This is a genomic window from Spirillospora sp. NPDC046719 (assembly GCF_040645715.1).
GTDB lineage: Bacteria > Actinomycetota > Actinomycetes > Streptosporangiales > Streptosporangiaceae > Spirillospora.
The window spans coordinates 1-5,676 of record NZ_JBEYYT010000524.1 but is presented as its reverse complement, the minus strand read 5'-3'; the positions used below and the strand labels follow the sequence as shown (position 1 = coordinate 5,676).

8 protein-coding genes are annotated in these 5,676 nt (G+C 70.9%); 5 read left to right on the top strand and 3 right to left on the bottom strand.

The window, feature by feature from the left end; translation table 11 throughout:
- Nucleotides 1-29: 29 nt before the first annotated feature.
- Together ABZ914_RS44965 and ABZ914_RS44960 are read right to left on the bottom strand one after the other, a co-directional pair.
- Complete coding sequence (locus ABZ914_RS44965) at nt 30-806, bottom strand: acyltransferase (RefSeq protein ID WP_500200821.1); 777 nt, start codon at nt 804-806, stop codon at nt 30-32.
- A 126-nt stretch (nt 807-932) separates the two neighbouring features.
- The gene (locus ABZ914_RS44960; protein WP_500200820.1) at nt 933-1,397 is read right to left on the bottom strand and encodes a hypothetical protein; all 465 of its coding nucleotides are present in this window, start codon (nt 1,395-1,397) and stop codon (nt 933-935) included.
- A gap of 169 nt (nt 1,398-1,566) precedes the next feature.
- Here ABZ914_RS44960 and ABZ914_RS44955 point away from each other — a divergent pair, with 169 nt between their 5' ends.
- Both ABZ914_RS44955 and ABZ914_RS44950 read left to right on the top strand, forming a co-directional pair.
- The gene (locus tag ABZ914_RS44955; RefSeq protein ID WP_190857747.1) at nt 1,567-2,094 is read left to right on the top strand and encodes a peptidylprolyl isomerase; all 528 of its coding nucleotides are present in this window, start codon (nt 1,567-1,569) and stop codon (nt 2,092-2,094) included.
- Between the two features lie 61 nt (nt 2,095-2,155).
- Nucleotides 2,156-3,040 carry a rhomboid family intramembrane serine protease gene (locus ABZ914_RS44950; RefSeq protein WP_500200819.1) on the top strand — a complete coding sequence of 295 codons (885 nt, stop codon included), beginning with the start codon at nt 2,156-2,158 and terminating at the stop codon, nt 3,038-3,040.
- 205 nt (nt 3,041-3,245) lie between these two features.
- Here the strand turns inward: ABZ914_RS44950 and ABZ914_RS44945 are convergent, their stop codons facing one another.
- The gene (locus ABZ914_RS44945) at nt 3,246-3,503 is read right to left on the bottom strand and encodes a cell division protein CrgA (RefSeq protein WP_151541695.1); all 258 of its coding nucleotides are present in this window, start codon (nt 3,501-3,503) and stop codon (nt 3,246-3,248) included.
- A 109-nt stretch (nt 3,504-3,612) separates the two neighbouring features.
- Between ABZ914_RS44945 and ABZ914_RS44940 the strand changes: the two genes are divergently transcribed.
- From ABZ914_RS44940 to ABZ914_RS44930, 3 genes are read left to right on the top strand one after another with little or no spacing between them, the layout of a single operon-like run.
- A complete protein-coding gene (locus tag ABZ914_RS44940) occupies nt 3,613-4,368 on the top strand; it encodes a DUF881 domain-containing protein (RefSeq protein ID WP_500200818.1) in 756 nt (251 codons plus the stop codon).
- Between the two features lie 30 nt (nt 4,369-4,398).
- Complete coding sequence (locus ABZ914_RS44935; RefSeq protein ID WP_500200817.1) at nt 4,399-5,040, top strand: class E sortase; 642 nt, start codon at nt 4,399-4,401, stop codon at nt 5,038-5,040.
- An 8-nt stretch (nt 5,041-5,048) separates the two neighbouring features.
- Entirely contained in the window at nt 5,049-5,246 is a 198-nt protein-coding gene (locus ABZ914_RS44930) for a hypothetical protein (RefSeq protein ID WP_500200816.1), read from the top strand.
- The last annotated feature ends 430 nt before the right edge of the window (nt 5,247-5,676 follow it).

Genomic DNA, 5,676 nt, shown 5'->3' with positions numbered 1-5,676 from the left:
CGTGTCCGGGGGCCTTCCCCAGCCTCTTGCTAGCCGGCTTCCTCGCGGAGCTTGTCCTGGAGGAGCTGGAGGCCCTCCAGGCCGTCGACGGAGAGGGCGGCGAGCTCGTCCAGCGACATCAGCGGGCTGTTGCGCAGCGGCGGCTGCCAGCCGTTCTCCGCGTCGTAGCTGCGCAGCACCTTGGCGGGCACGCCGCCGATGACCGCATGGTCGGGGAACTCGCCGCGGACGACCGCGCCGCCCGCCACGGCGACGTTCCGGCCGAGCCGCGTCCCGGGCAGGATGATCGCGCCGGTGCCGATCCAGCAGCCGTCGCCGATCACCACCGGGTTGTTCTCCGGCCACTGCCGGCCAATGGGCACCGCGACGTCGCCGTAGGTGTGGTTCTGGTCGGTGATGTAGACGTTCGGGCCCGTGAAGACGTCGTTGCCGATCTCGATGGACTGGTGCCCGACGATGTGCGTGCCGCGGCCGAGCGAGCAGCTCGACCCGATCTTCACGATGACGTCCGGGCCGAGGTCGAGCCCGGGGACGAAGCCCGCCGAGATCGTCACGTGCGTGCCGACGAGCGTGTGGTCGCCGATCGAGATCCACGGCTCGCCGTAGATCGCGCCGACCGGGAAGCCGATGCAGGCGCCCTCGCCGAGGTAGGCGAAGCGGCGCCGGCCCGGCGTGTGCGGGGTGATCTCGCCCTGCCGCTGGATCCACTGCCAGCCGGCGTGCACCGCCGTGTGCAGCCCGCGGCGGGCCCGGTCCCTGGCCCGGCCGGCCAGACGCTGCGCCATGGAGCGCGGATTCGGCGACATGGCGTTCACCGTACCGGTTGGTAGGAAACGGTGGAACGCGAGGACCGCATGACGTGCGGGCCGCATGAGGCGGGGCCCGGCCGGCGGTCCGGCACGGGCCCCGCGCTCGCGCGGACGGGCGGACGGTCAGTGCGAGTGGACCTGGCCGTCGACGTCGGACCCGGAGACCGTCATCGAGTCGGCCGACACGGCCTCCCCGCTCTCCCCGGAACCCCCGGCCATGTCGCGCATGGCGTCGCGCTTGGTCAGCACGATGCCGGCCATCCCGGCGGCCGCCACCACGCCCATCATCGCCATCATGGCGCCGCGCCGCGGCTTGGCCTTCGGCGGCTCCACCCGCTGGGCGACGTCGCCGAGGAACGCGCTCACCCGCGGGGCGAGCCCGGTCTCCACGTACTGGGCCGCCATCCGCAGCCGCGGCGCGCTCCAGCCGCGCACGACCATCAGCTGGTCCTGGGCGGCCGGCATCATCCGCTCCGCCATGGCCGAAGCGCCCTCCTGGGCGCGTCCGGCGCCCTGGCGGGCCGCTTCCTGGACGCGGCTCAGCCGCGTGAGCATCTCGTCCTGCGGCTTCCGGCGGATACTAATCATTAGGGACACGCTAACCTCCCTGTTTGCGAGGTCCTGTCAGGCAGCCTTCCCGAGAGCCGGAAGGTAAACCCGTCGCGCGCGATCGGCCGATCACGGACGGTGACGGATCCGGGCCTGGCCGGGACCCGAGGAACGCACGGAAAATCCACTTCACGAGGAGGCGGCCAGCGTGGCCAACGAGACCTTCGCGACGCTCACCACGTCGCTCGGCAAGATCGTGATCCAGCTGTACCCGGAGCAGGCGCCGGAGACGGTGGCGAACTTCACCGAGCTGGCGGAGGGCAAGCGCGTCTGGACGGACCCGAGCACCGGGGCCAAGTCCGAGGCGCCGCTGTACAACGGCACGATCTTCCACCGGGTCATCCCGGGCTTCATGATCCAGGGCGGTGACCCGCTGGGCACCGGCACCGGCGGCCCGGGCTACAAGTTCAAGGACGAGTTCCACCCGGACCTGAAGTTCAACAAGCCGTACCTGCTGGCGATGGCGAACGCCGGGCCCGGCACCAACGGCTCGCAGTTCTTCATCACCACCGACAACATCGGGCAGGTGCAGCACCTGACCGGCCGCCACACCATCTTCGGCAAGGTCGTCGAGGGCACCGACGTGGTCGACCGGATCAGCACCGTCCCGACCGGCAGGATGGACCGTCCCCAGGAGGACGTCGTCATCGAATCGGTGACGATCGAGCGGCGTTAGTCGTTTCCCTGGGTGAGACCCAGCGCCGGGTGAAACCCCGCCACGGCCCGACGGAGACCGGATGAGCACAGAACAAAGTCCCGCGCCCGAGACCTCGGTGCCGACCTGCTACCGGCATCCGGGGCGGGAGAGCCATGTCCGCTGCACGCGGTGCGACCGCTACATCTGCCCCGACTGCATGCGGGACGCGGCGGTGGGGCACCAGTGCGTCGAGTGCGTCGCCGGCGGGAACCGCGGCGGGCGCAGCACCGCCCCGCGAACGGTGCTGGGCGCGCGCGGCCCGGTGTCGACGGTCCCCGTCGTCACGTACACGCTGATCGGCCTGTGCATCGCGGTGTACCTCGCCGAGCTGGCGTCGATGCGCGTCGTCACGGACTTCATGATGCTGGGCCGGTGGGTGCAGCCGGACGGGGAGGTCATCGGGGTCGCCGGGGGGCAGTGGTACCGGCTGGTCACGACGATGTTCCTGCACGAGCGCGGGGGGTCGTTCGGCTTCACCCACATCCTGTTCAACATGTGGGCGCTGTACGCGGTGGGGCCGGCGCTGGAGCAGGTCCTCGGCCGGTGGCGCTACCTGGCGCTGTACCTGCTGTCGGGGCTGGGCGGCTCGGTGCTGCTGTACCTGGTCGACCCGAGCGGCGCGGCGGTGGGGGCGTCCGGGGCCATCTTCGGCCTGTTCGGGGCGTACTTCGTGATCGGCCGCCGGCTGGGCGCGCCCGCCGGCCCGATCCTGTTCCTGCTGGTGATCAACCTGGCGATCACCTTCTCGGTGAAGGGGATCTCCTGGGAGGGGCACGTCGGCGGGCTCGTCGTCGGCGCGCTGATCGCGCTGGCGTACGCGTACGCGCCGGCGGCGCAGCGGCGGCTGCTGCACATCGGGGTGCCGGCGGTCACGTTCGTGGCGCTGGCGGTCCTGGTGACGGTCAAGACGCTGGCGCTGACCTGAGGGCCGCAGGACGGCCCCTGGGCGCGCGGAAGCCGCCCGTGCCCCTCGGGGGTGCGGGCGGCTCTTCCGTGGACCGCGGCGGGCCTCCGAAGACCGTTCGGTACCCGGCCTGTGGAAAACCTGGGGAAAGCCCCGGCCAGGGATCCCCAACCTGTGGATAACTTTCGTGGATTCGTGCGCCGCGAAAGCGGGTATCCAGCCCGGATCAGCGCCAGCGCGTCGACAGCACCACGCCCAGGATGATCGCCACGAAGCCGATCCCCAGGTTCCAGTTGTGCAGGTCGGACATGAACGGCACGTTCGTGCCGGTGCTGGCCGTCACGTAGAAGACCGCGATCCAGGCCAGGCCGATCAGCCACAGCGCGACCATCGTCGGGACCAGCCAGCGCGGGCTGACCTCCGGCGCCTTCGACTTCTGCGGGGGCGTGTAAACGGCCTTCTTGCGCACTTTGGACTTGGCCACGGTGGGATCGATCTCCTCGAGCGCCCGGCGGCCGGAGCGCCGGACCGCGCATGGGTGGTTTGTCGGTTAGCGTAGTCGCTGGTGAGCACTGTCTGATGAGCAGTTCTGGATGATGAGGGTACGGCGTTCGGCGTGGGGAAGCATCATCCCAGCTCTGACGCTCCTCGCGGGAACCCTGTTCGCGGCGAGCGCGAGCACGGCCCGCGGCACCAGCCTGCGCGACGAGGGCCGCACCCGCGTCACCGACCTCATCGGCGACGAGCAGCGCGACAGCCGCCGAGAACGCGCCGACTACCGGCGGCTGCGCCGCGACGTCGACGCCCTCTCCCGCGCCGCCGGCCGCACCGACGCCCGCGTGAAGCAGGCCCAGGGCGACGCCGACCGGCTCGCCCCCGCCGCCGGCTTCACCGCCTACACCGGCCCCGCCGTCCGGGTGTCCCTGGACGACGCGCCGCAGCCGTCCGGCGGCCTCCCGTCCGGCGTCCGCCCCGACGACCTCGTCGTCCACCAGAGCGACGTCCAGGCCGTCGTCAACGCGCTCTGGGCCGGCGGCGCCCGCGCCATGCAGATCATGGACCAGCGGGTGATCGCCACCAGTGCCGTCCGGTGCGTCGGCAACACCCTCATCCTCCAGGGCGTCGTGTACTCGCCGCCCTTCCGGATCACCGCCGCCGGCGACCCCGCCCGCCTGCACGCCGCCCTCGCCGCGTCCCGCGACATCGCGATCTACCGCAAGTACGTCCGCGCCTACGGGCTCGGCTACTCCGTGCGCACGCTCGCGCGCGCCGTCCTTCCCGCCTACACCGGCAACGTGACCATGAAGCACGCTACGGTGCCGACGGAGGCGCCGGCAGGCGCCCACTGAACCTCGGGAGGGGGACGCGCGGTGCGGTTGGTGATCCGTGGCCTCGGCGAGCTGTGCATCACCGCCGGCGTCATCGTGATGCTGTTCGTCACCTACGAGCTGTGGGGCACCGGCCAGTACACCAGCGCCCAGCAGGACCGGCTCGGCAAGCAGATGCTGAAGTCCTGGCAGGCGCCCAAGGTCACCACCGAGAAGGTCCGGCTCGGCAACGGCCTGGCCATGATCCGCATCCCGAAGTTCGGGACGAAGTACCACTACGTGATCATTGAGGGCGTCGGCGTCTCCGACCTGCGCAAGGGACCCGGCCACTACCCCGGCACCGCGCTGCCCGGCCAGGTCGGCAACTTCGTCGTCTCCGGCCACCGGACGACCTACTCCGCGCCCTTCAACAAGCTCGGCGAGCTCGACCGCGGCGACGAGATCCTCATCGACACCCGCGACGACCAGTACGTCTACAAGGTCACCGACCGCAGGATCGTCAAGCCCACCGAGGTCGACGTCACCGCCCCGGTCCCGTTCCACCCCGGCCGCCGGCCCACCGACCGGATGATCACCCTCACCACCTGCCACCCGAAGTACTCCGCCGCCAAGCGGATGATCATCTTCGGTGAGCTGACGTCCGCCGTGACCCGCGTCAAGCCCGGCGCCCCGTCCACCGCCGCCGGAAGGTAGGAGACACCGTGTACGCCTGGATCTGGCGCCACCTCCCCGGCACCTGGCCCGCCAAGACCGGCATCGCCCTGGCCCTGGTCGCCGTCGTCGCCGCCGTCCTCTGGTGGGGCGTCTTCCCCTGGCTCGAACCCAAGGTCCAACTCGACCACGGCGTCGTGGACGGCACCCCAACCCCCACCAGCACCGCCCCCGCGACACCCGGCTGAGTTCACTGCAGGGCCCTTGGCGTCAGGCCGCTGACCTGCGAAGACGGGCGCGTGCCGGATTCGTGAGAAAAATTCGGTTGAAACCCGTAACGTCTGAGACGCCCCACACGAAGACCTATCGAGGGCTTCCGCCATTGCCCCCGAGTGGCGGAAGCCCTCCTCTGTTTTTTCTGCAGGGCCCTTGGCGTCAGGCGCTGGGGCGCCTTCCTTCGGCGGGCCCTGCGGCGATCGCCGCATCGCTCCGACTCGCCCGGGGGCTCGCTGCGCGATCAAGTTCTCGCAAGCTCGAACTTGGCTTCGCACGCGATCGCAACGTTCCGGTCGTCGCCGGTTCGGCTTACGGACGATCATCTGCTGCCCTGCGGTGGTGCGAGCTCCCCTGCTGATCCCGTTGCATCACCGGGGACGTTGAAGGGCCCGTCCCGGTGGG